Source organism: Staphylococcus edaphicus, from assembly GCF_002614725.1.
GTDB classification, from domain to species: Bacteria; Bacillota; Bacilli; order Staphylococcales; family Staphylococcaceae; genus Staphylococcus; species Staphylococcus edaphicus.
In genome coordinates this window covers 71,311-94,956 of record NZ_MRZN01000006.1, presented here as the reverse complement: position 1 = coordinate 94,956, position 23,646 = coordinate 71,311, and the positions used below count along the sequence as shown (strand labels likewise).

Annotated in this window: 16 protein-coding genes and 1 pseudogene; 11 read left to right on the top strand and 6 right to left on the bottom strand. The window is 34.2% G+C overall.

The annotated features are described in order from the left end of the window. Positions 1–69: 69 nt before the first annotated feature. From gabT to BTJ66_RS05620, 3 genes are all read left to right on the top strand, one after another. Positions 70–1,386, top strand: a complete 1,317-nt coding sequence (gene gabT / locus BTJ66_RS05630) for a 4-aminobutyrate--2-oxoglutarate transaminase (RefSeq protein ID WP_099089995.1) — start codon at positions 70–72, stop codon at positions 1,384–1,386. 82 nt (positions 1,387–1,468) lie between these two features. After that, positions 1,469–2,848, top strand: coding sequence for an NAD-dependent succinate-semialdehyde dehydrogenase (locus BTJ66_RS05625; RefSeq protein WP_099089994.1), 1,380 nt, complete (start codon positions 1,469–1,471; stop codon positions 2,846–2,848). Between the two features lie 160 nt (positions 2,849–3,008). Next, positions 3,009–4,412, top strand: a complete 1,404-nt coding sequence (locus BTJ66_RS05620) for an APC family permease (RefSeq protein ID WP_099089993.1) — start codon at positions 3,009–3,011, stop codon at positions 4,410–4,412. Between the two features lie 79 nt (positions 4,413–4,491). On the opposite strand, the gene BTJ66_RS05615 is transcribed toward BTJ66_RS05620, so the two are convergent. The 3 genes from BTJ66_RS05615 to BTJ66_RS05605 form a co-directional block, all read right to left on the bottom strand. Further along, positions 4,492–5,499, bottom strand: a complete 1,008-nt coding sequence (locus tag BTJ66_RS05615) for a PTS sugar transporter subunit IIC (protein ID WP_099089992.1) — start codon at positions 5,497–5,499, stop codon at positions 4,492–4,494. A gap of 281 nt (positions 5,500–5,780) precedes the next feature. Then, a complete protein-coding gene (locus tag BTJ66_RS05610; RefSeq protein WP_099089991.1) occupies positions 5,781–6,671 on the bottom strand; it encodes a fructose bisphosphate aldolase in 891 nt (296 codons plus the stop codon). Between the two features lie 129 nt (positions 6,672–6,800). Further along, positions 6,801–7,520, bottom strand: coding sequence for a class I SAM-dependent methyltransferase (locus BTJ66_RS05605; protein WP_099089990.1), 720 nt, complete (start codon positions 7,518–7,520; stop codon positions 6,801–6,803). 484 nt (positions 7,521–8,004) lie between these two features. Between BTJ66_RS05605 and BTJ66_RS05600 the strand changes: the two genes are divergently transcribed. Beyond that, complete coding sequence (locus tag BTJ66_RS05600; protein WP_099089989.1) at positions 8,005–9,627, top strand: BCCT family transporter; 1,623 nt, start codon at positions 8,005–8,007, stop codon at positions 9,625–9,627. A gap of 76 nt (positions 9,628–9,703) precedes the next feature. Here the strand turns inward: BTJ66_RS05600 and cudC are convergent, their stop codons facing one another. Continuing rightward, positions 9,704–10,264, bottom strand: coding sequence for a choline uptake/conversion transcriptional regulator CudC (gene cudC, locus BTJ66_RS05595; RefSeq protein ID WP_099089988.1), 561 nt, complete (start codon positions 10,262–10,264; stop codon positions 9,704–9,706). 202 nt (positions 10,265–10,466) lie between these two features. Here cudC and betB point away from each other — a divergent pair, with 202 nt between their 5' ends. Next, a complete protein-coding gene (gene betB / locus BTJ66_RS05590) occupies positions 10,467–11,960 on the top strand; it encodes a betaine-aldehyde dehydrogenase (RefSeq protein ID WP_099089987.1) in 1,494 nt (497 codons plus the stop codon). A 62-nt stretch (positions 11,961–12,022) separates the two neighbouring features. After that, the gene (gene betA / locus BTJ66_RS05585; protein WP_099089986.1) at positions 12,023–13,705 is read left to right on the top strand and encodes a choline dehydrogenase; all 1,683 of its coding nucleotides are present in this window, start codon (positions 12,023–12,025) and stop codon (positions 13,703–13,705) included. A gap of 225 nt (positions 13,706–13,930) precedes the next feature. Here the strand turns inward: betA and BTJ66_RS05580 are convergent, their stop codons facing one another. Beyond that, positions 13,931–16,093, bottom strand: a complete 2,163-nt coding sequence (locus BTJ66_RS05580; RefSeq protein ID WP_099089985.1) for a bifunctional glycosyltransferase/CDP-glycerol:glycerophosphate glycerophosphotransferase — start codon at positions 16,091–16,093, stop codon at positions 13,931–13,933. A gap of 332 nt (positions 16,094–16,425) precedes the next feature. Between BTJ66_RS05580 and BTJ66_RS05575 the strand changes: the two genes are divergently transcribed. From BTJ66_RS05575 to BTJ66_RS05560, 4 genes and pseudogenes are all read left to right on the top strand, one after another. Then, the gene (locus tag BTJ66_RS05575; RefSeq protein WP_099089984.1) at positions 16,426–16,869 is read left to right on the top strand and encodes a GNAT family N-acetyltransferase; all 444 of its coding nucleotides are present in this window, start codon (positions 16,426–16,428) and stop codon (positions 16,867–16,869) included. 174 nt (positions 16,870–17,043) lie between these two features. Further along, a complete protein-coding gene (locus BTJ66_RS05570) occupies positions 17,044–18,348 on the top strand; it encodes an MFS transporter (RefSeq protein WP_099089983.1) in 1,305 nt (434 codons plus the stop codon). A gap of 241 nt (positions 18,349–18,589) precedes the next feature. Beyond that, the gene (locus tag BTJ66_RS05565; protein WP_099089982.1) at positions 18,590–19,216 is read left to right on the top strand and encodes a nitroreductase family protein; all 627 of its coding nucleotides are present in this window, start codon (positions 18,590–18,592) and stop codon (positions 19,214–19,216) included. A 147-nt stretch (positions 19,217–19,363) separates the two neighbouring features. Next, positions 19,364–20,506 (top strand): annotated as a pseudogene (locus BTJ66_RS05560) (CapA family protein). 86 nt (positions 20,507–20,592) lie between these two features. Here BTJ66_RS05560 and BTJ66_RS05555 read toward each other — a convergent pair. Then, positions 20,593–21,531 carry a nucleoside hydrolase gene (locus tag BTJ66_RS05555; RefSeq protein ID WP_099089981.1) on the bottom strand — a complete coding sequence of 313 codons (939 nt, stop codon included), beginning with the start codon at positions 21,529–21,531 and terminating at the stop codon, positions 20,593–20,595. 386 nt (positions 21,532–21,917) lie between these two features. Here BTJ66_RS05555 and BTJ66_RS05550 point away from each other — a divergent pair, with 386 nt between their 5' ends. Continuing rightward, complete coding sequence (locus BTJ66_RS05550; RefSeq protein WP_099089980.1) at positions 21,918–23,315, top strand: MFS transporter; 1,398 nt, start codon at positions 21,918–21,920, stop codon at positions 23,313–23,315. The last annotated feature ends 331 nt before the right edge of the window (positions 23,316–23,646 follow it).

Below are 23,646 nucleotides of genomic sequence, written 5' to 3'. Positions count from 1 at the left end.
CAATAATATTTTAAATTTTTAGACAATAAATGAAATAACATTTGTAATTCAGTTATTGGAGGTTTTATGATGTCGGATAAATTTAATGATTATAAAGCGCAACGTGAAAAATATGTAGCACGTGGCGTAGGAAACGGAAATCTACATGTTGCTGATGAAGCACAAAGTGCAACTATTAAAGATGTTGAAGGTAATGTATTTATTGATTTTGCCGGAGCAATTGGAACATTGAATGTGGGACATACGCATCCTGAGATTACGAAACACTTAAAAAAACAATTAGATAAATTTATACATCCTGGATTTAATGTCATTATGTATGAAAGTTATCTTAACTTAGCACAAAAGTTAACAGAGATAACCCCAGGCCGTTTTGAGAAAAAAGCAATATTGCTTAATTCTGGCGCAGAAGCAGTAGAAAATGCGGTGAAGATTGCGAGAAAATACACGGGTAGGCAAGCTGTTGTTTCTTTTGTAAGAGGATTTCATGGTAGAACAAATTTGACTATGTCAATGACGAGTAAAGTGAAGCCTTACAAATTTGGTTTCGGACCGTTTGCGCCAGAAGTTTACCAAGCCCCGTATCCTAATATTTCTGAAAAATCTGAAGAATTATCAGGTGAAGCTTATACAGATCAAATAATTAATAAATTACATGATTTCTTTATAGAAACTGTGGATCCGAGTGATGTAGCTTGTATTGTTATGGAGCCTGTTCAAGGTGAAGGTGGCTTTATTATACCGAATTCTAAATTTGTCAAAACGGTAAAGCAAATATGTGAAGATAATGGTATTGTCTTTGTCGCTGATGAAATTCAAAGTGGCTTTGCTAGAACAGGCAAAACATTTGCTATAGAACATTTTGATATCGAACCTGATCTAATTACAGTATCTAAATCATTGGCTGCGGGCTTTCCGTTAAGCGGTGTAGTTGGTAAAGCAGAAATTATTGATAGTGCTGCACCAGGAGAATTGGGTGGCACGTATGCTGGAAATCCATTAGCATGCGAGGCTGCACTGAAAGTTATTGAAATTATAGAAACAGAAGATTTAAATGCTAAAGCAGAACAATTAGGTTATAACATAGAAACATATTTAACATCATTGAACGAAACGTATGATCAAATTGCAAATATACGTAGATTAGGTGCAATGGTTGCTTTTGAAGTGATAAATCCAGAAACAGGTGCGCCTGATAAGGCGTTAACAGCTAAGCTTGTTCAATTAGCAAATGACAAAGGCTTATTATTATTATCTGCAGGTATCAAAGGCAATGTCATTCGCTTCTTACCACCATTGGTTATCACAGACGATGAATTGAATGAAGGACTGCGCATTCTAACAAATGCATTTGAGACTGTCATTTCTAAAGAGGGTATCGCTTAAACCACTACACTTTATATTTTTTGATATAGGGTAAGGGTAATTATAAGCATATTATAATTAATTAAATAAAGGGGACCTTAATATGACAAAATTAGACGTATTCAACCCAGCTACTAATGAAGTGATTGAACGCATAGATTATACGAGTAACGAGGCGATTCAAGCGCAAGTAGAACGTGCACATAAAGCATTTCAACAATGGAAAAAAGTAGACGCTCACGAACGTTCTGCTAAATTAATGAAATGGGCAGAACTTATAGATGAACATCAAAATGAATTAGCACGCCTTATTACTTTAGAGGGTGGTAAACCACTTGCTGAAGCAAAAGGCGAAGTAACTTATGCCAACTCCTATGTGAAGTGGTATGCAGAAGAAGCCAAACGTATCTATGGTCGAACAATTCCAGCTAGCACTTCATCTAAAAAAATAATTATAGATAAATTCCCAGTAGGTGTTGTCGGTGCAATTACGCCTTGGAACTTTCCTGCAGCGATGATCACACGTAAAATGGCACCTGCATTGGCCGCCGGTTGTACAATTATTTGTAAACCAGCAGTTAAAACACCATTAACTACAATTAAATTAGTGGAACTCGCGCATGAAGCTGGTTTTCCTAAAGATGTTATTTCTTATATTATTGCATCTGGTAAAAACGCAGGTGATATATTTACAGAACATGAACACATCAGTAAAGTGACATTTACTGGGTCAACTGCAGTAGGTAAGTCATTGATAGAACAATCGGCACAACAAGTTAAAAATGTAACGATGGAATTAGGTGGGCTTGCACCGTTAATTGTCCATAAAGATGCTGATATTGATGCAGCTGTTGAGGGCACAATTGCTTCTAAATTTAGAAATGCAGGACAAACATGCATATGTGCAAATAGAATTTATGTACATCAAGATATTGCAGATGACTATACAGAGAAATTAATTGAAAAAGTACATGCACTGACTGTAGGTAATGGTTTGGAAAATGATGTGAAAGTAGGACCGTTGATCGATGAACAAGCTGTCAAGAAAGTATTGACACATATTACAGATGCACAAGAAAAAGGTGGCACATTGTCACGTAGCATTGGAGAAGTTCAATCATTAGGTGGGAATTTCTTAAAGCCAGTAGTAATTTCTAATGCGAACTTAGCTATGAAAGCTATGCATGAAGAAACGTTTGGACCAGTTGCACCAGTGATGACGTATGAAGATTTAGATGAAGTTATTCGCATAGCAAATGATACGGAATTTGGTCTAGCATCATACTTCTTTACGAATGACTATCGCACTGGTTTGAAATTATTTAATGAATTAGAATACGGCGTTATGGGTTGGAATGACGGAGGTCCTTCGGCTGCACACGCACCATTTGGTGGTTTGAAAGAAAGTGGTTACGGTAGAGAAGGCGGCATAGAAGGTATTGAACCTTATTTAGAAACAAAATATCTGTCTATTCACGAATGATAATTAAAGTAGTTTCACTTGGATGATAAACAAGGGTTAAAAGTTTCAAGAATAATCATTAAATCATGACAAGGCTGCGCACACAGTGCTGAAGTTAGAGGACTGTGTCGCCCTTGCTATATTATTATTTTAATTTGTAGAATGTTATGGGGTATGTTCAATGAAATCACAAAAATCACAATTTAATAAATCAATGAATATCGTTGATGTCTTATTTCTAGCTATCGGCGCCATGCTAGGATGGGGATGGGTCGTCTTATCTGGAGAATGGGTGTCAACAGCTGGATTTGCTGGAAGCATTGTTGCTTTTTTAATTGGCGGATTGCTTGTTATTGTAATCGGTCTTACATACGCAGAACTTGCATCTGCGATTCCAGAAACTGGAGGGGGCTTTGTATTTGTTAAAAAAGCATTTTCTCCTGGTATAGCATTTATTTCTGGTTGGTCAGTTTTATTTGGATATGTATCTGTTATTACGTTTGAGGCAGTTGCATTACCAACAGTCATTGATTATGTTATTCCCTTTGAACATCATGGCTTTATGTGGAAAATTGCTGGTTGGGATGTCTATTTCACATGGGTATTAATTGGTTCAATTGGGAGTATCATATTAACATCACTTAATTATTTTGGTGTCAAGCCAGCAGCTATAATGCAAACGGTGTTCACCATTTTTATTGTGGCAGTAGGATTATTACTTGTGTTTGGTGCAGGATTTAATGGTAATTTTAGTAATTTAGTACCATTTGAACATGGCGTAGGAGGAACAATGTCTGTGTTGATGATGATTCCTTTCTTATTTGTTGGCTTTGATGTGATTCCACAAATTGCAGAAGAGGTAAAGGCACCATCTAAAAAAATTGGTGGTATTTTAATATTATCAATCGTAGCATCTGTTATTTTTTATTTGCTTATTGTGTTTGGTGTAGCTACTGGCCTTTCACCTACAGCACTTAATACAAGTAGTTTAGCAACGGCTGATGCAATGGTTAATTTATTCGGACATAGTGGGTTTGGTGTCTTACTTGTACTGGGTGGCGTTGCTGGCATAATCACAAGTTGGAACGCTTTCATTATTGGTGGAAGTAGAATACTATACGCAATGGCTAAAAACAAAATGATTCCACAATGGTTTGCTTATATCCACCCCAAATTTAAAACCCCTACACATGGTATTTTATTTTTAGGTGTTCTTGCCTTTGTTGCCCCATTATTAGGAAGACCTGCACTTTCGTGGATTGTAAATGCAGGAGGCATTGGTGTTGTACTTGGCTATTTACTCGTTGCCATTTCATTTCTTAAACTACGTAAAACACAACCTGATTTAGAACGTCCTTATCGTATTAAAAATGGACAGACAGTCGGAATCATTGCAGTAGTTTTGAGTATATTGTTTATCGTAATTTATTTACCAGGTATGCCCTCATCGTTAGCTTGGCCATCGGAATGGTTAATTGTATTAGTCTGGTATTTTATTGCAGCTGTGCTTTATTTAACTCAAAAAAGAAAATCAACCAAAAGTCCATATGTCCCCGTGAAAGGGGATAACCAATCTGACTATTAAATCATAGTCAAACTAAAAAAACCGTATCAGTATAATTGTACTGATACGGTTTTTTAGAGGAAAATGGTTGAACGTCACATTAGTTTGCAACGTGGATTAGCTGGTCACCTGGTTTAATCCATTGCTTTTTGAAAGCATATTTGTATAGAGTGAAGCTGATGACTGCAGGTAAAATAATATGGAAAATCAATATTAATAACCATGTTTGAAGCGAGCCACCCATTGTATTGATCGTCATAATTTGACCAATTAATCCACTTGTACCCATGCCTGCGCCTGCAGGATTATTTGTCATCGGAAATAATGTAGTCATGATTGGTGCGACGATTGCACTTGCTAGTGTTGGAGGCAGGAGAATCATAGGATTTTTAATGATATTTGGAACCTGCAACATACTTGTGCCAATACCTATAGACAATAAGCTACTCCATCCGTTATCTTTGTATCCGTTGACTGCGAAACCTACCATTTGTGCGGCACAGCCAATTGTTGCAGCACCTGCAGCTAAACCACTTAGATCAAGCATAAGCGCGAGGGCTGCACTAGAAATTGGGGCAGTAAGTGCTAAACCAAAGATAACGGATACCAAAATTCCCATAATGAATGGTTGTTGATCTGTTGCAGCAATGATTACTTTGCCTAAACCTGTCATAAATTGATTTAATGCTGGACCAAAAAGTTTTGCTATGATACCACCTATTACAATAGTTAGTAATGGTGTAACAATGATATCTACTTTAGTCTTACTTGCATAAAATTTACTCACTTCTACAACGATAAGTGTAGCGATATAGGCACCGACTGCACCGCCACCAAATGTGGTATAACCTAATGTGCCGACAATAACACACGAAAAAATAACTAAAGGTTTTGCGCCTAATCCATAAGCAATGGCTACTCCGATTGCAGCACCAGTTACAGACATTGCCACCTTACCTATTTCTGATAAAAATGATAACTCTAATTGTGGCACTAAAGATTGATTGCCAATTGTCTCTAAAATAAGCCCTATAATTAAAGAACCAAACAAACCCAAAGCCATAAAACTTAATGCTTCAATTATCCATCTATGCAAGTGTTTTTTCATTAAGTAATCTCCTCGTTAGTTAATTAAAAGATGTCATAAATTAATTTTAGTATAGCTATTGTTTTCAATATTGGCTAGTCTGACTTAGATTTTTTAGCTCAATTCTTATGTATGAAAGGATGATAAATCATATTGTGTGTGTAAGGAATGATATGTCTGTGTCATGATAGCTAATTAAAAAAAGTGAGGCTAGAACACAAAAAAACGTGTCCTAGCCTCAGAAAGCTTGGATATTATATGGATTAAAGCGGTAAATATGATAATGCTTTAACTACGATTCTTTAATTTTTGTTAACTGAAGCATCATAAATTGATTCAACAGTTTCGCCTAAAATCTTATTGAATTCTTCATCAGTTTGATTAACATTTAAATCATTAATCAATGCACGAGAGAAACTTGCGATTAAATCTTTATTCTGTTTAAGTACTTCATTGGCATGTTCTCTACTATAACCACCAGATAGTGCAACAACACGTACAACATTTGGATGGTTAATTAATGATTGATATTGATTAGCTTTAGTAGGGATAGTTACTTTAAGCATAACTAGTTGATCATCATTTAATTTGTTTAATTCTTCTAAAATTGAATCTGTTAAATATGATTCGATTTCTTCTTTATTGTCAGCATTAATGTTTACTTCAGGTTCAATAATTGGAACTAAACCAGCTGCAATAATTTGTTTAGCGACTTCAAATTGTTGTTTAACAACTAAATCAATACCGTCTTTGTTCAATTCTAAGATATTAGAACGCATTTTAGTTCCAAAAATCTTATGCTTATTTGCACGATTTAGTAAGTCATCTAATTCAGGCATTGGTTTCATTAATTGAACGCCATCTTTTTGTTCATCTAAGCCTTTATCTATTTTTAAGAAAGGAACAACGCCTTTGTCGGCTAGGTAATCAGCTGTATGTTTACCCTCTACTTCGCGATCCATTGTTTGTTCGAAAAGAATCGCCCCAACAATTTTATCTGAACTAAATGATGGTGAAGATACAATACGCGTACGCATGTCATGAACGAGCTTGAACATTTCATCTTCGCTGTCGTATTGATCTTCGGTAACACCGTAGTCACGTAACGCTTTAGGTGTACTACCGCCACTTTGGTCTAAAGCAGCAATAAAGCCTTTTCCGTTTTTCACTTTGTCAAATTGTTCTTTATTCATTCTTACCACTCCTTTTACTTTATTCTCCTATAGTATGATAAAAAATCAGACAGAACGCAAGCTGTAGGCATTTACTATGTCATAACATAATAAATATTATAGCTTTTATATCAACTTGTTATGTAGCGATTATGATTTAGTAACTGAAATTAAAAATATTGGTGTTGGATTATAAAATGCATCTTGCTCTGAATAGATACGTAAATAAATTTCAGTGTCTAAATGAATATCATTCACACCTAAATGCTTTAATATACCAATATCTGTTTGAGGTCTAGGCTGATGATTAATAGGTATGCTTTGTTTTATTGCTTCACTTTCGACAAGCATATTGTTTCCAAGTGTATGGTGTGCATGGTCTGCATTGAGTGATTGATAGTCTGTAAATGAATCCTGCCCATAATTAGCATCTATGTTGATGAGTGTTCCATTTGGTTTTAATACGCGTAGCCATTCTTGATATGCTAGTGTTGTATTTGGAAGTAGCCAAGTAACATTACGTGAAATGACGAGATCGAAAGTTTCATCATTAAATAATAAGGTTTCAGCATCCATAACTTGAAAATGGATATCATGATTATAACGGTCCGCATTTTGTTTTGCTGATTGAATCATATCGGGAGACAAATCGATACCTGTGACATCACCACCTTGCTCACTACATAAAATCGCTAAAAAACCAGCACCAGTTCCAATATCTAAAACTTTCATTCCTGGCTTAATAGGAGTTATGTGACTTATTTCAGTTATCCATTTTTGTGCATGTGTACTTTTTAGTTCTGCACGCTTATTTTTACTAAAAGAATCAGCACGTTTATCCCAGTAATTAATTATTTTTGATTTTTCCATTTGCATACGCCTCGGTTTCTTGCAATAATTTTGCTGTTTACACTATTATAGAATATTTTATTTTAAATGTAAGAGATGATCTTTCTAAGACTTTTCAATTCGAAATTTAGCTGACTGTAACTTAAACCGCATTTATCCAATTTTTATTAATAAATAACCCAATAATACTTAAATCATCTAAAAAATAAAAACAAATATTTATACACTATTAATGAATAAAAATACATTAAACGATATTGTAAGATTCATTAATTACGTTAAGTTCAAACTTAACACTATGATTATAGCCATTTTCATTTGAACATAAATTATCAATTTTATATAAATATTCATATTATTAATTTCAGAATTTTGAATGTAATTTGCATTATTATTTAAAGTTCGTTAGGCTCATGTTTGTGAATTATTATCTATTTTTGCTAAGTTTTATATTTTTAGCAAGTTCTACATAGTTACAAAAAATTAAATACAGGGGTGTTCAATAATGAAAAAAAATAAAGTTATGGATTGGACGACCTTTATAGGATCATCCGTAATTTTACTTATTGCAGTAATTCCTATGATGGTTTTTCCAAAAGCAAGTCAAGAAGTTATTACTAAAATGAACGATGCTGTTTCTAGTACAATTGGTTCTGTTTATTTACTAATCGGCTTAGCAACATTGATTTTCGTATTATACATAGCTTTTGGTAAATATGGTAACGTAACGCTTGGTAAAGCAACCGATAAACCTGAATTTAATAATTTCAGTTGGGCTGCCATGCTATTTTGTGCAGGAATTGCTTCTGATATTTTATACTGGGGAATCATTGAATGGGCGTTTTATTACCAAAATCCTCCACATGGTGGTAAAGGTATGACAGATAGTGCGCTTAATTATGCGACAATGTATGGCATGTTCCACTGGGGGCCAATTGCATGGGCAACATTTGTATTGCCAGCACTTTGTATTGGTTATCTTGTATTTGTAAAGAACAAGCCAGTGTATAAAATTAGTAAAACACTACGTCCTATATTAAAAGGGCAAACAGATGGTATTGTCGGAAAAGTAGTTGATATTATCTTTATTTTTGGTTTGTTAGGCGGAGCTGCTACTTCATTAGCATTAGGTGTACCGATGATTACAGCAGGAATAGAGCGGCTTACAGGGATAGATGGAGATAATATGCTCATGAAGAGTGTTATCTTGTTAATTATTACTGCAATATTTGCTTATAGTTCTTATTCAGGATTGAAAAAAGGGATTAAAGTTTTAAGTGACGGCAACGTTATCTTGTCGTTTATATTACTTGGATTTGTGCTCGTTGTCGGTCCAACCGTATTTATAATGGAAACAACGATCACTGGTATGGGTAATATGTTTAAAAACTTTTTCCAAATGGCAACATGGATTGAACCATTTGGCGGTATAGGGGGACGTGAAGAAACGAAATTCCCTCAAAAATGGACGGTCTTTTATTGGGCATGGTGGATAGTTTATGCGCCATTTATTGGATTGTTTATTGCACGTATATCAAAAGGCCGTACGCTAAAAGAACTTGTTCTAGGGACATTAGTATATGGTACGTTGGGCTGTATGCTGTTCTTTGGTATTTTTGGAAACTATGCAGTGTATTTACAAATAAGTGGTCAATTTAATGTAATTGAATTTCTAAATTCTCATACTACTGAGGCCACAATTATTGAAGTTTTACATCATTTACCGTTTCCAAACTTAGTTATTATTTTATTCTTAATTTCAGCTATTTTATTTTTAGCAACAACATTTGACTCTGGATCATATATTTTAGCTGCAGCTTCACAGAAGAAAGTGATTGGCGAACCATTAAAAGCAAATCGTTTATATTGGGCATTTGCACTATGTCTATTACCATTTGCTTTGATGTTAGTTGGCGGCGAACGCGCATTAGATGTATTGAAAACAGCTTCTGTATTAGCGAGTGTTCCGGTACTTATTGTGTTTGTAATGATGATGATTTCATTCTTACGAACATTGTCTGAAGATCGACTTAAACTGGAACATCGTGCTGATAAATATAGGGAAGTAGAACGTCGTTCATTAAGAATTACACAAGTGAGAGAGAAAAAAGAAGACGACAACTTATAAAACAAAGTAATAGCTGCCGACAACATGTCGGCAGCTATTTTTTTACATATATTGCTTATTAAATGAATTCGAGGGATTATTGTTGTTTATACGTACTTTCAGGTATTGGGAAGTATTTGAAAATTTCACCACTTTCAAGCGCATCACTTAATTGATCTAACCATTCATAATATGGCAATGTATCAACGAGTTGCTGCTTAGTTTCAAGTGCTTCATTTTTAGTTGTTGCATCAACACTCGGATTGTTAATAATTTTATCTAAAATAGCTACTGAATCATGGACAGCTTCAGCATTAATTACGATTTCTCGGCGCCATTTGCGCGTGAAGAAATTACGAAAGAAGTTAAAGAAATCTTTCTCGGCAACAAAATGTTGTTTTCTACTACCGCGCGTAAACTGTTGTTTCACAATATCAAATTCTTGAAGCCTTTTGACACCAGCGCTCATGCTTGGCTTGCTCATTTGTAATTGTTCGCGCATTTCATCGAGGGTCATGCTATCTTCGAAAAGCATCGTACCAAATAAATTTCCGACGCTTCTATTGATACCATATAAATCCATCGTTTCACCAATCGCATTGATAACAAGATCTTTTGCTTCGTCTAACTGATTCTCAGGGTTGTATGAATGTACCATGATGTACACCTCCGACCAAATATTTTTTATAAATTCAAATTATAGCAGGTCAATAAACGGAATTTAAGTAGATTTTTATTAAGAGACGTTATTAACCGCATGAAATTTGAACGCGTTTGACACCCTTTCATTTACTATGCTAACATAAACTTTATAAAATTCGTTAAATAAAAATTTAACAAACTTAACGGAGGTAATTTTAATGGAACTTGTAAAAAATTTGTCTCGTCGTCAATTTATTGATGGTGAGTGGGTTGAAAGCTCAAATAAAGAAACAAGAAAAATTATTAATCCATACAATCAAGAAGTGATTTTTGAAGTTGCAGAAGGAACAGCAGATGATAGTGAGCGTGCAATACTAGCAGCTAGACGCGCATTTGAACATGGTGAATGGGCTAACGAAACTAGTGAAAATCGTGGTAAGAAAGTGAGAGCCATCTCTGACTTAATCGTTAAGCATCGTGAAGAATTGGCTAAGCTTGAAACATTAGACACGGGTAAAACGTTAGAAGAATCTTATGCGGATATGGACGATATTGCCAACGTATTTAACTTTTTTGCTGGATTAGCAGATAAAGATGGTGGAGAGATTATTGATTCTCCTATTCCAAATACCGAAAGTAAAGTCATTAAAGAACCGATTGGTGTTGTTACTCAAATCACACCGTGGAATTATCCTTTACTTCAAGCATCTTGGAAAATAGCACCTGCATTAGCAACAGGTTGTTCATTAGTCATGAAACCAAGTGAAATTACTCCGTTAACAACAATTCGTGTATTTGAATTGATGGAAGAAGTTGGATTCCCACAAGGCGTTATAAACCTCGTGTTAGGTAAAGGTTCTGAAGTAGGTGAACCTCTTTCTTCGCATAAAGACGTTGACTTAGTATCGTTTACAGGTGGTATTCAAACTGGTAAACATATTATGAAAAATGCAGCTGATCACGTGACAAATATTGCTTTAGAATTAGGCGGTAAAAATCCAAATATTATATTTGCAGATGCTGATTTTGATTTAGCTGTAGATCAAGCACTCAATGGTGGCTTTTTCCATGCAGGACAAGTTTGTTCAGCTGGGGCAAGAATCATCGTGCAAAATGATATTAAAAAAGAATTCGAAGCAGAACTTGTAGAAAGAATAAAAAATATTAAATTAGGTAACGGCTTTGATGAAGATACAGAAATGGGTCCAGTTATTTCTGCTGAGCACCGTGAAAAAATTGAAAATTATATGGAAGTTGCGAAATCTGAAAATGCAACTATCGCTATTGGTGGTCAGCGTCCTGAACGTGAAGATTTACAAAATGGTTTCTTCTTTGAACCAACTGTTATTACGGATTGTGATACATCAATGCGTATTGTACAAGAAGAGGTGTTTGGCCCAGTAGTAACAATTGAAAGTTTCTCAACTGAAGAGGAAGCAATCAAGCTTGCTAACGATTCTATTTACGGATTAGCAGGTGGCGTGTTTACAAATGACGTTGGTAAAGCCGAACGTGTAGCTAATAAGTTGAAAATGGGTACGGTGTGGATTAATGATTTCCATCCATACTTTGCGCAAGCGCCATGGGGTGGCTATAAGCAATCAGGTATCGGTAGAGAGCTAGGCAAACCAGGATTAGCTGAATATCAAGAAGAAAAGCATATTTTACGTAATACAAATCCAGAGCCCGTTAATTGGTTCGGTAAAGCATAATTATAAATATATAAATAAAGAAGGCTAAACAACATATAATAAATTCAGGAGGCGTTATAATAATGAAAGAATCATATGATTATATCATCATTGGTGGCGGTAGTGCTGGTTCAGTGCTAGGTGGCAGATTGAGTGAAGACGTATCAAATAATGTACTTGTATTAGAAGCAGGACGCAGTGACTATCCATGGGACTTATTAATACAAATGCCAGCAGCATTAATGTATCCGGCTGGTAATAAATTGTATGATTGGATTTATGAAACGACACCAGAACCACATATGGGTGGCCGTAAAGTTGGACATGCTCGCGGTAAAGTTTTAGGCGGATCAAGTTCAATTAACGGTATGATTTATCAAAGAGGGAACCCTATGGATTATGAAAAATGGGCAAAACCTGAAGGTATGGATTCATGGGACTATGCGCATTGTTTACCGTATTTTAAACGTTTAGAGACAACGTTTGGTTCTACAAAGGATGATCCTTATCGCGGACATCACGGTCCAATTAAGTTAAGACGTGGACCAGCTGATAATCCATTATTCCAAGCGTTCTTCGATGCAGGCGTTGAAGCGGGTTATAATAAAACACCAGATGTCAATGGTTTCCGTCAAGAAGGCTTCGGCCCATTTGACAGCCAAGTCCATAATGGACGTCGTGTGTCAGCTTCTAGAGCATATTTACATCCAGCGATGAAACGTAAAAATTTAGAAGTACAAACACGTGCTTTTGTTACGAAATTAAACTTTGAAGGTAATAAAGTGACTGGAGTAACATTTAAGAAAAATGGTAAAGAGCATACAGTAATGGCCAAAGAAGTTATCTTATCTGGTGGTGCAATTAACTCACCGCAATTATTACAACTATCTGGTATCGGAGATGCTGAACACTTACGTTCATTAGGTATTGAACCTCGTATTCACTTACCAGGCGTTGGTGAAAACTTTGAGGACCATTTAGAAGTATATGTGCAACATGCATGTAAACAACCAGTATCAATGCAACCAAGTTTAAATAAATTGAAGATGCCATTTATTGGCTTACAATGGATCTTAGGACGTAAAGGTGCAGCTGCATCAAATCACTTTGAAGGTGGAGGATTCGTTCGCTCTAATGATGAAGTAGATTATCCTAACTTAATGTTCCACTTCTTACCAATCGCAGTAAGATATGATGGTACGAAAGCTCCAGCAGCACATGGCTACCAAGTTCATGTTGGACCAATGTACTCAAATTCTCGTGGTCATTTAAAAATTAAATCAAAAGATCCTTTTGAAAAACCAGAATTCGTATTCAACTATTTATCTACTGAAGAAGATAAGCGCGAGTGGGTTGAAGCGATTAAAGTAGCTAGAAATATCTTGAAACAAAAAGCATTAGATCCTTATAATGGTGGAGAAATTTCACCAGGTCCAGAGGTACAGACAGATGAAGAAATTATAGAGTGGGTAAAACGCGATGGTGAAACAGCTTTACATCCATCATGTAGCTGTAGAATGGGACCTGCATCTGATGAAATGTCAGTAGTAGACCCAGAAACATTTAAAGTGCATGGTATGGAGAATTTACGTGTTGTGGATGCATCTGTAATGCCTCGTACAACGAATGGTAATATCCATTCTCCGGTATTGATGATGGCTGAAAAAGCTTCAGATATTATTCGTGGTAAAAAACCTTTAGACCCAGAATACATTGATTTCTATCGTCATGGTGTACATGATAAAGACGCAGGGACAGTGAAATAAGTCTCCCTTTGTTGACAATGGGTATAAGAATCCAAGAGATATGAGCAACACACAAAAACAGACAGAGACAATTAATTGTCTCTGTCTGTTTTTTTATGTGATGCATTTATTAATATATAACTTACTAAAGTTAAAAATACTGTTCAATATAGAAAATATTTGTAGTGTAAATCATCTTTGTTATAGTCCTAAGCAATTAGTATATAGTAGGATTATATATTAACTTTAATCCTTACTTTTGCCTGTAATTAAATCGGAAATTGTCTTAGACGCTCTACCATTTTCTAATGAACAAAAGTCATCATAAAACTTATTGATTTTATCTTTGTAATCAACAGCGACTTGGTCTATGTTTTTTAAGTCTTCCGTCAATTCGTAAGGATCTTTGTGTATAGGTCCAGGTAAGTCTTTATGGTAATCCAAATAGAACCCACGTAAATCTTGACCATATTTATCTAAATCATAAGCAAAGAAAAATTGTGGGCGCTTCAATACACCATAATCAAACATGACAGACGAATAATCTGTGATAAGACAATCTGAAATTAAATATAATTCAGAGATATCGCTATAGTTTGACACATCAATTGCAAAATCTTCATAGCCGCGTAAATCTAATGCATTAGAAATGAGATAATGCATTCTTAGTAACACGACATATTCATCGCCAAGTTGTTCTTGTAAGTTGTCTAAATCAATTTTTAAATTAAATAAATATTTACCTTTCTTAACGAATTCATCATCTCTCCAAGTTGGTGCGTACATGATGACTTTCTTATCTGTAGGTAAGTTTAAATTTTCTTTAATTTCTTGGATGTATGATTCATCATTGGCATGGTTAACTAAGACATCATTTCTAGGATAACCAATCTCAAGTATTTGTTCAGGTTTCATCCAGAACGCGGTCTCAAAGATTTTAGAAGAATAAGCATTAGGTGACACAAGGTAGTCCCAACGGCTTGTTTCTTCTCTGAAATTTCGCTTGTAGTTATCTGTCGTAGTTCCTGGCATACGAATCACTTTCATATCATTGGCTAAACGTTTTAAAGGTGTGCCGTGCCAATTTTGGATATAAACTTGGTTTGGTTTCTTATTTAGGTATAGTGGCAATCTCGCGTTAGATACCCAATACTTAGCTTTTGAATATGCTTCATAATAAGCTTTCGAACCTTTTTTAACTTTTTTAGCGGGTCCTGGAATTTGAATTTTAGAAGGGTTTTTAAAGACCCATATAAACTTATAGTTAGGATGACGCTTCATCATATATTCATAGATATATTTAGGACTGTCACTGTAGTTTTTACCGGCAAACGTTTCAAATACAATTGTATTTGAATCCACTTTATCTTCACTATCAGTTAATTGATATAGTGCACGATTTTTATTTTTTCTACGGAGTACGATGCTTTTCACTAAACGCGCTTGTTTTCTAAGTTTATTTAGTTTAAACGCAGATTTACGTTTATTAAACATTAACATTAATGATTCTATGATAAACAGTGGCTTTTCATTCTTGAAAAGGGTCGGCATTAAGTTTCTTGTTACTTTCGGAAGTAATTCACTGTTATATTTATAGCGCTCTGGTGTTTTTCTAGATGATGGTTCAAAAGAACGTTTATAAACATTTTTCATTTTGTTTTTAATGAAAGTTTTATTTTCTTTCAAAGGTGCACGTTTAACAGAATCAGAAAAACTATATACATAATCATTGAATGTAATGTCAAAATCTTGTTTAGATAGTGCAGGTTTTAAGAACGGATCATAGATTTCACCTTTAATATAGAAGGGAAAACGACTGATACGCACAAAGCCATTGGCATATTTTATAAATTCTAGGATGAATGACCAGTCCACAAAGATGTTTAAATCTTCGTTAAATTGTAATTGATGCCCGCGTGCAATAGCAGTTTTAAAAACAATATTACATACGGTTTGTTTACGTAAAAATTGATTAGAGTCTGTTTTGGTATTTAAATATTGCGTACGTACTAAATCTTGATCTACATATTGCGGTATATCTAGTGTAAACGAATGTACCGGTGCGATTAAGGCATCAAATTGATTTAATTTCTTCATATAAAAAGATAAAGCATAAGAAGCTAAATAATCATCTGAATCAATAAATATGAAGTAAGGAGATGTTACTTCTTTGAGACCTATATTTCTAGCATGCGCATGTCCTGTGTTTTCAGATAAATTAACTTCTTTAATTGGAATATCCCAATCTTTAAGGACGCGTTTTGCCAGTGATTTTGAACGATCAGTTGAACCATCATTAACCAAGATGAGTTCAAAATCTTGGAATCTTTGTTTTTTAAGACTTATCAAACATCTTTCAATATAATCTTCTGAATTGTAATAAGTCACTATGACTGATATAGACTTCATTGTGTTCCCTCTTTTAATAAAATTTTCTCATTTACCTTCTAAATAAGATAAAATATAACAAACTTTGCTTATTCATTTCAACTTTGAAAATAAAAAGTTGTGCGTAATGGTACGAATAATAAAATGTTCTTTTTTTTAAGAATATTTTATTTCTAAAGAATATATTGTAGCATGGTTATGTACTATAAATAAAAGCAAAAGACTTCAAATTTGTAGGTGAAGTAGGTTGTTTGCAAATAATATATGCAAATAATGCTTAAATCTTTAATTTTTAGGCAAGCTATATAAGTGAGATGATACTATTAAACATAAATTGAAGTGGAGCGAAACTTATGACTATTAGACAAGCTAATGATGATGAATTGACAGTGATTAGCAATGAGATACCAAAGTTATTTAAAGAAGCGATAACAGCAAATTTTGATTTAGCAGATGCATCTTTACACAATATGTCAAATCAATTGAGAGAACAAGGTGCAAAGTATTATGTACTCATTGAAGATGATATATTGAAAGGATTTGTCTTAATTGATAAACGAACTGACCACATTGTTCAGCGAGATTATGGTTTTATTTATGAATTGTATGTATTTGAAAATTACAGAAGACAAGGGTTAGCTGAGAAGTTAATACATTTCGTTAATGAAGAATTTAAGAAACAGGGTATTTATGAAGTCAGATTAAATGTAGATGCACAGAATAAGGCGCAATATTTATATGAAAAAATGGGGTTTCATAATCTAAATATTACAAAGTCCATTAATTTAATAGAATAATTTTATTTAATAATTGTTATTTTCAAAAACTTTATTTCGCATAATATCAAGGGTTTTAAATGTATTATTAAATAAAAATTAATAGGTTGTATAAATATTTTGTTGACAGCGCTTTCATTTAGCGGTAAGTTTTTCTATATTTACAATGTTCTAAACAAGTGGGGGAAATTTAAAATGAAAAACTATCGTTATTTTATTATCACGATGATTATTGTAATGACAATGATTAATTATATCGATCGTGGCGCTATTTCCTATGCTCAAGAAGATATTATAAAAGAATTTGGTTTCGATAATATCGCTTGGGGTTCAATATTAGGCTATTTTGGCTATGGTTATATGCTTGGATCATTGTTTGGAGGGGTTACAGCAGATAAAAAGGGGCCTAAGTTTGTTTGGTTAATTGCTGGTACACTTTGGTCATTATTTGAAATAGGTATGGCTTTTGCAGGTGAAATAGGTATGGCTTTATTTGGCGGATCTGCATTAGCTGGTTTCGGATTATTAAGAGTATTATTTGGTCTGTCTGAGGGGCCAATATTTTCAACAATAAGTAAGACGAATGCAAACTGGGCAGCGCCAAGAGAACGTGGTTTATTGTCTGCTTTAGGTCTGATTGGTGTACCGCTTGGTGCGTTAATTACAGCGCCAATTGTTTCAGGATTTTTAGTTATTTCAACTTGGCGTGTACTTTTTGTGATTTTAGGTTTATTAGGACTTGTATGGATTATTATTTGGTATAAAGTATTTACAGATTATCCTGAAGATAATAAAAAAGTTTCACAGGCGGAATTAGAAAGCATTCGATCAACAGAAGAAACAGTTCACGGGGAAAAGACCGTTGAAACTGAGCAAAATGCACATGAAAAATGGTATCATTTTTTCAAAAGTCCAACGCTCATATTTAATATGATTGGTTATTTTGGCTTTCAATATATTAATTTCTTGATATTAACTTGGACGCCAAAATATTTGCAAGATGAATACCATTTTGAGATTCATTCATTATGGTATCTTGGTATGATTCCGTGGATTGGGGCTTGTTTTACAGCATATTTTGGTGGAAGATTATCAGATTGGTTGCGTGTGAAAACAGGAAGTCTAAGAATTGCACGTTCAGGTTTAGCCATTTTTGGTATGAGCTTAGCAGCCATTTGTTTTTTAATTATTCCAACTACAAATCAAATTGGGTGGATTATGTTCCTCATGATGCTAGGGAATGCTTGTATATTCCTACCTAATGCTGTTTATTGGTCTGTCATCATTGATACAGCACCAAAGAAAACAGGTACATATGGTGGTATTACACATTTCTTTGTTAACTCTGCAACTATCATAGCTCCAACGTTAACAGGTATACTTGTAACAGCTTATGGTTATGGATCGATGTTTATTTCAGCAGTCATAGCTGCAGTCATAGGTATTATCGCTATGAGTTTCGTTAAACCAGGTATTAAAAAAATGAAAACAACAACGTAAATAAATGTGGATGATAGCAATATAAATATTGATTAAATAATAGGTATCCATCAATGACGATTGTTTCAGATAGTTAAGTCATTGGTGGATACTTTTTATTTGTACCGTGTTCTAAAGTTTTGAGGTATGACTTCGGTAGTAGCAAATTTGTTTTATTTTTGATTATAAACAGATGATTTGTATTTACGCTTAAATTGAGTATAATTTGATTTTGTTAAAAATATTTAAGGAGTCATTACTAATGAAAAATAATAATTTTGAAGAAATTCTTATGAATAGAAAATCTGTAAAAGTATTTGATGAGCAGTTTAAAATACCCAAAACGGAAATGGATGAAATGATTAAAAAAGCAACAACTGCACCATCTTCTGTAAATATGCAACCATGGAGATTTTTAGTAGTAGAAAGCGATGAAGGTAAAGATAAACTACGTCCGCTTATTCGCTTCAATACGCGTCAAAATGATTCATCGTCTGCCATGGTGGTTATCTTCGGTGATATGAAGAGTCAAACGTATGGCGAAGAGATATATAACAACGCAGTTGAGCAAGGTTTAATGCCAGAGGAAGTAAAAAACGAAATGTTAGAAAAAGTAATACCCTTATACGATAATGCACCAAAGGAACAAATGAATGATATCGTGAAGATTGATAGCAGCTTAGCCGCTATGCAGTTTATGCTCGTTGCGAAAGCGCATGGTTATGATACGAACCCAATTGGTGGATTTGAAAGTGATCAAATTGCAGACGCATTTGATTTAGATGCTGACCGCTATGTACCAGTCTTAATTGTAGCGATTGGTAAAGCTAAAAATCCGGCACATGGTTCTTATAGATTACCTACAGAAACGGTTACTAAATACGTTTAATACATGAAGTAAAGACATTTTTTTAATTAGAAAAATGTCTTTTTTTTAATTTTCAATAAAAAACGGTATTATTTTACAACATTATTGAAATCATTACATATAAAAATTATAATGAAATTAATATATCTAGGCAGGTGACGTAATTACATGTGGAAATATAGCATCATTTTGTGTTTTTTATTTACTTGTTTTTGTATATTAAGTATAAATTGTTTGAATGAAAGGGAAAAGCTAACGCAATCGTTATCTGTTTATGCAGTAGGTGATCATTTAATTCATCCAGTTGTTTACAAAGACGCTTTGCAAAAGGATGGACAATTTGATTTTAAACCAATGTATCATAATTTAAAAAAAGAGATTCAGTCAGCGGACATTTCATATATCAATCAAGAATCACCTATAGGTGGAGACGATAGAGGTTTATCTGGATATAAGCAATTTAACACACCGGAAGCAATTGCTCAAAATATAGTAGACACCGGATTTAATGTGATCAATGGCGCCAACAATCATGCTTTAGACCAGGGAACTGAGGGGTTAGAACATGAAATAAACGTATGGAAACAAATTGAGTCGGTGTTCTATTCAGGAACCTTTGCTTCGCAAAAGCAACGCGATACGATTCCAATCGTTGAGCAAAAAGGAATTAAAATTGCAATGCTCAGTTATACATATGGGACAAATGATATTCCAAGAGAAGAACCTTATCAAATTAATTATTTTAATGAAGTACAAATCAAAAAAGATGTAGCAAAAGCAAAAGAACAAAGTGACGCTATTATTGTATCTGCTCATTGGGGCAATGAATGAAAGAATAAGCCGAATGCGATGCAACAAAAATATGCAAAGGTTTTTGCTGATGCAGGGGTAGATGTAGTGTTAGGAACACATCCACATGTGATACAACCAGTTAAATGGGTGAAGGGAAGAGATAATCACAAAACATTAGTTGCTTATTCCCTGGGAAATTTTCTGAATGGACAAGCGTCAGGTAATGAAAATAATATACTAGGTGGTAACCTACGCTTCAATTTAGAAAAGCATCCCAAAGGAATACAAATTAAAAATGTTAAATGGAAGTCATTGGTGACACATTATGAAATGCCAAACCCCCAATATAATGATATCGCTCAAAATTTTAAAATGTACACATTAAATCATTATAAAAATCAAGCAGCACAACAGCATGCTTTGAATCTTGAAGATGATAGTGAAGTATCACGTCAGAGGCTTGTAGGCATTACAAAGGATGTCATCGATAAACAATACTTGGATGAAAAAAGTTATTGATTAAATTGACAATTAAATTAAAACAGCTTCCTTCTATTGTAAACTCAGTGCGTTACAACATGAAAGGAAGCTGTTTTAATGTAGTATTATTTAGCGTGTTTAGCTAAATCTGTAATATATTTAAAGAAGGCATCACGCTCAACATAATCTACGACCGAGACGGTTCTACCGTGGATATCATCGATATATGTTTGACCTTGGCTAGGTCCTTCTGTATAAATGTTAGCCTTTACAGCATGTTGCTGTACCAATTCAGGTTTGCCTATGTAAGCAGTCGTTAATACATCCCACAAGAAGTAAGTAGAGTTAGTTTGAAAATGTGTTAACGGTGGTACTGCTGCATAACTGACACCTAAGAAATCAACGCCAGGGAAATGGCGTTCATTTGCCCAAGCTTGTCTTACTTCCCATGTAAGCGGCACACGATTAGTACTTTCTAGTGCAACCATATCGATATGAATATTTGTGTCAAAGACAGTTTGAACAGCTTCTGGATCCCAAAATGCATTCCACTCTGCACTACCATCATGTTCAGGTTCCTCAACATTTCCTTTATCTAAGAAAGTGCCTCCCATCCAAACTAAGCGCTCCACACGATCAACAATCGTTGGGTCAACGGTTACTACCTTAGCTAAATCAGTTAAGGGTCCAGTAAATAATAAGGTTACTGAATCAGGACTGTTTCGAATTTTTTCTATGATATCTTGATAAGCATCCTGTTTAAGTAAGTTAGCATGCGCTTTATTTGTTTCATTTAAAATAGGCAAGGCATCCATAAAGAAAGCATGCATACGCCAATCTTTAGGGAATGGATTTTTACCGCGTTGCTTTGAGGCAGCGACATCAATAGGGTGCTTGGAAAAACGATTAATCATTTTTTGAGATGCGCTCACTGCTGGTTCAACGTAGCTATCAGCGCCAATCGCACTAACACCAATGAGATTTACATCATCCATATGCAACAACAGAAATAGGGAAATTAAATCGTCTACGCCACCGTCGTGATTAAAATAAATTTGTTTCATACAAGACCTCCATATATATGTAATAAAGTTATTATATCAAAAGTGAACAAAAGACATATAAAGAGTGTAGAGTAAGTGTTATGGGAAATGATTTGATTGATGAAGTTGAATAAATTAAATAGAAACAATTGAAAAAATCTTATTAGAGTACATTATTTTTTGAAAATGAAGTGCCGGTTATCAATATGCGGATTGTGTCTCTTTTGATATTAACAAATATAGCGCCAGACCGCTGGTTAACATAGCATTTAATAAATTTCTAATAACATTATGAAATTTATTGATTTAGAATTTTAAAAACAACTAAATATAACTTATAAGTGTTTATAATTTAATACATAGGCTATGTTATATAAATAGAAACAATTTAAGGGGTGTTTTTATTTGTGAAATTTAAAAAAGAAAAAATTAATAGAGTAGATTCTGATCAAGCCAAAAAAGGCGTTGTAGCAACGGGAATCGGTAATGCGATAGAATGGTTTGATTTTGGATTATATGCACAATTAGCTGTCATATTAAGTGCTAATTTCTTTGGTAACTTACCGCAAGAAATGCAAATAGTTTCAACATTTGCTGTATTTGCCTTTGCGTTTATCGTAAGACCAATTGGTGGTATATTTTTTAGCCATTTAGGTGATAAGTATGGACGGAAAATTGTATTATCGACAACAATCTTACTTATGGCGGCATCAACATTAATGCTTGGACTTTTACCTACACAAGAGCAAATTGGTATATGGGCGCCTATATTATTACTCGTTGTACGTATGATTCAGTCATTTTCGACTGGTGGCGAGTATGCTGGTGCAATGACTTACATTGCAGAAACGTCTCCTGATAAGACTAGAGGTAAATTAGGAAGCGGTCTAGAAATTGGGACACTAGCTGGTAATATCATGGCTGCCATCTTGGCAGGTCTAATGTACTCAATATTAAATGATCAACAAATGGCAGATTGGGGTTGGAGAATTCCATTTATTCTTGCTGCACCACTGGGGATTATTGGTATTATCTTACGTTCAAGTTTAGATGAAAGTCCTGCTTATGAGTCTACATTAGAAGAACAAGAAGAATTAGAGTATTCTTATTTAGATATTTTTAAATATTATTGGAAAGACGTAGTAGTTTGCTTTACAGGTGTAGCCTTTTTAAATGTAGCAAATTATATGGTTCTGTCCTACATGCCGTCTTTCTTGAATTCAACGATTAATCTAGGTGGTACAATGGGCTCAATATTAAGCACCATCACCATGTTGGTCATGATACCGGCAGTATTTTTCTTTGGTTGGTATAGTGATAAAGTAGGGAACAAACGGACAATTTTATTTGGACTCGTAGGATTTAGTTTGTTCTCAGTACTTGCATTTTGGTTGATGAGTATCCCAATGATTCCTTTTGTAATTCTCGGATTATTTATCATTGCGCTATTTATGTCCACATTTGAGGGTGTGATGCCTTCAGTATTACCAAGTATGTTCCATACTAAAGTGAGATTACGTACACTATCACTTGTTTATAATATTGGTGCTGCAATATTTGGTGGTCTAACACCATTTATCCTTTCAACGTTAGTAGAAACAACAGGACAACAAATTGCGCCATCCTATTACTTAATGTTTATTAATGTGATTGGACTCATTGTCTTTATAACAATGTTTAAATCTACCTCAAATAAATCACTAAGAGGTTCTTATCCAAATGTTGATACACAAGAAGATTATGAAGATGTAGTGAAGAATCCAAAAGATGCACTTTGGTGGGAAGATGAAGTTAGAAAAGATTAAATATATCAATCACTTATAGTGTAGCAAGAATTGAAAAGTATTTATTTATATTTGAGTAACATCGTATAAAGCATTATTTCTAGGTTATTAAAGATAATCTTGTAGATAATGCTTTATTTTTGTATAAATACACCATTGTGTAAAAATGTTACAAAAAAATAGGCGGAATAGCTTTAAAGTACTGTAAATACTGAGTTTAAAAGATTTGCGTTTTATAAATTTTAAAATAAAGTTTTTTTAAAAATATGCTTTAAATGAATAAATAAGTAACATGAGTAAATAGAGCTTCAAAGTATGGCTGACAGTGAATTGAAAGTGACTTGTTGGGCAA

Coding starts and splice junctions, on each gene's coding strand:
- BTJ66_RS05600 (WP_099089989.1), top strand. CDS start 8,005: ATGAAAAAAAATAAAGTTATGGATTGGACGACCTTTATAGGATCATCC.
- BTJ66_RS05570 (WP_099089983.1), top strand. CDS start 17,044: ATGAAAAACTATCGTTATTTTATTATCACGATGATTATTGTAATGACA.
- betA (WP_099089986.1), top strand. CDS start 12,023: ATGAAAGAATCATATGATTATATCATCATTGGTGGCGGTAGTGCTGGT.
- gabT (WP_099089995.1), top strand. CDS start 70: ATGTCGGATAAATTTAATGATTATAAAGCGCAACGTGAAAAATATGTA.
- BTJ66_RS05615 (WP_099089992.1), bottom strand. CDS start 5,499: ATGAAAAAACACTTGCATAGATGGATAATTGAAGCATTAAGTTTTATG.
- BTJ66_RS05625 (WP_099089994.1), top strand. CDS start 1,469: ATGACAAAATTAGACGTATTCAACCCAGCTACTAATGAAGTGATTGAA.
- BTJ66_RS05620 (WP_099089993.1), top strand. CDS start 3,009: ATGAAATCACAAAAATCACAATTTAATAAATCAATGAATATCGTTGAT.
- BTJ66_RS05610 (WP_099089991.1), bottom strand. CDS start 6,671: ATGAATAAAGAACAATTTGACAAAGTGAAAAACGGAAAAGGCTTTATT.
- BTJ66_RS05605 (WP_099089990.1), bottom strand. CDS start 7,520: ATGGAAAAATCAAAAATAATTAATTACTGGGATAAACGTGCTGATTCT.
- cudC (WP_099089988.1), bottom strand. CDS start 10,264: ATGGTACATTCATACAACCCTGAGAATCAGTTAGACGAAGCAAAAGAT.
- BTJ66_RS05555 (WP_099089981.1), bottom strand. CDS start 21,531: ATGAAACAAATTTATTTTAATCACGACGGTGGCGTAGACGATTTAATT.
- betB (WP_099089987.1), top strand. CDS start 10,467: ATGGAACTTGTAAAAAATTTGTCTCGTCGTCAATTTATTGATGGTGAG.
- BTJ66_RS05580 (WP_099089985.1), bottom strand. CDS start 16,093: ATGAAGTCTATATCAGTCATAGTGACTTATTACAATTCAGAAGATTAT.
- BTJ66_RS05575 (WP_099089984.1), top strand. CDS start 16,426: ATGACTATTAGACAAGCTAATGATGATGAATTGACAGTGATTAGCAAT.
- BTJ66_RS05565 (WP_099089982.1), top strand. CDS start 18,590: ATGAAAAATAATAATTTTGAAGAAATTCTTATGAATAGAAAATCTGTA.